Genomic DNA, 1,857 nt, shown 5'->3' with positions numbered 1-1,857 from the left:
CACAGTCTATTTTGTATCATCCCGATTCGGTAGCTGTAGCCAACCTAATGCAGCCAGCCACGATAAGCCGGCCCCCTGTAGCTGTCGTTTCCGCAGGAAGGCCAAGACTGTCTCCGCTGGCCAAAGGAGGTGCCGTGCTGATGGCAGGTGCCGGTGTCTGGGCGGCTACATTCAGTTGGGTGGATGAGCCTCTGCAGCATTATGCCCAAAGTAATCGTTCGACGGTTGTGGATAAACTGTCCGATGTAGTCCAGCCGCTCGGGCGTCAGCATTATCTGACCCCGCTCGCCGGCATGATGATTGCAGGCGGGGTGCTATGGAAGGATTCCAGACTCGAAAAGGCCGGCCTTGTATCCCTGGGGAGTATCCTGATCAGTTCTGGGGTTACCAGCACTATGAAGAACCAGTTTCACCGGCACAGACCCAGTACCACCACCGAAAACCACATATTTGATGGATCTATACGCGAGATAGACAACACCTCGCTTCCCTCTTCTCATACCGCAACGGCTTTTGCGGTGGCTACCTCGGTAGCGACAGTATATGGGGATAAGTATAAATATGTGCCACCCCTTGCTTACGGCCTCGCCACGCTGGTGGGCATTTCACGCATCAATGACAATGCGCACTGGGCAACGGATGTGATGGCGGGGGCCGCCATAGGCTTCTTTTCTGCGAAAGGGGCAAACTATCTCTTCGATAGGGCCCATGAGAAACTCCATTTAAGAAGGCAGCGGTTGTTGCTTATGCCTCAGGCAGGTATGGGAGCCCGAGGCATGGGGGCAACACTGGTATTTTAGGGGCCAGTTATACCTGCTGAAAGCATTTGTTGTCAGAAAGCAGGAGTATTTGACCAATGTTTAATCCATTCAAGACAAGATGAAGAGCAAGCGCAAGGTATTGGTAACGGGAAGCGCCGGTTTTATCGGGCATCACCTGGTGTTAGCACTGCAGAAGCTGCACTACGAAGTAGTAGGACTGGATGTGATAAATGCTTATTATGATCCCGAGCTGAAGTATAGCCGCCTTTCTTGCCAGGGTTTTCAGAAGTCTCTTATTCTCTATAATACCTGTACGGACAGCCAGCTTTTTTCGAAACTATCCTTCGTACGCCTTGATCTGACGGACAAAACGGCATTGGAACAGCTTTTCCTGGAAAAGCAATTTGATGTAGTGGTGAATCTGGCTGCACAGGCCGGGGTATTATACAGCCTGGAGAACCCTGGGGCCTACGTAGAGAGCAACCTGGTCGGGTTTGCGAATCTTTTGGAAGCCTGCCGTCAATACCCGGTCCGGCACCTGCTTTTTGCTTCCTCCAGTTCGGTATATGGGCTAAACAAGGAGGTGCCTTTTGCTGTAGGCCAGGCAACAGACCATCCCATTTCCTTTTATGCCGCCACCAAAAAGGCCAACGAAGTCATGGCGCACAGTTATGCGCATCTCTACAAAATACCTACGACCGGTATGCGCTTGTTTACAGTGTATGGCCCCTGGGGACGACCGGATATGGCTTGCTACCATTTTGCCAAATGCATCAGAGAGGGAGTACCCATCAAGCTGTATAACCAGGGCGACATGTGGCGGGACTTTACGTATGTGGAGGATGTGGTAAGCGCGATAGTAAAACTGATCGAAGCCCCTCCAAGAGCTGAAGACCAGGTTTCAGCTGTGCCCTATCGTTTGTTTAACATAGGTAACCAGCAGCCGGTCCAACTATTGGAATTGGTCGCCCTGTTGGAGCGGTACTTGCGGGAGAAAGCCAAACTGGAATTGCTGCCCATGCAACCCGGTGATGTGCCCGTCACTTATGCTCAGGTAGATGACCTGGCGGAAGCAATCCAATACAAACCGCATACC

General features: G+C 51.9%; 2 protein-coding genes. Both read left to right on the top strand.

The genetic code is table 11. The features are described 5' to 3' along the window. On the top strand, nt 1-800 hold an 800-nt coding region (locus tag OB13_RS19845; RefSeq protein WP_461491923.1), incomplete at its 5' end, for a phosphatase PAP2 family protein. Between the two features lie 79 nt (nt 801-879). After that, nucleotides 880-1,857 (top strand): NAD-dependent epimerase/dehydratase family protein (locus tag OB13_RS19840; protein ID WP_461491922.1); only part of this gene is annotated, 978 nt, incomplete at its 3' end.

It is taken from the genome of Pontibacter sp. HJ8 (genome assembly GCF_054824225.1).
Note: the sequence above shows the minus strand (reverse complement) of the source record. Positions and strands in the feature narration are given on the sequence as shown.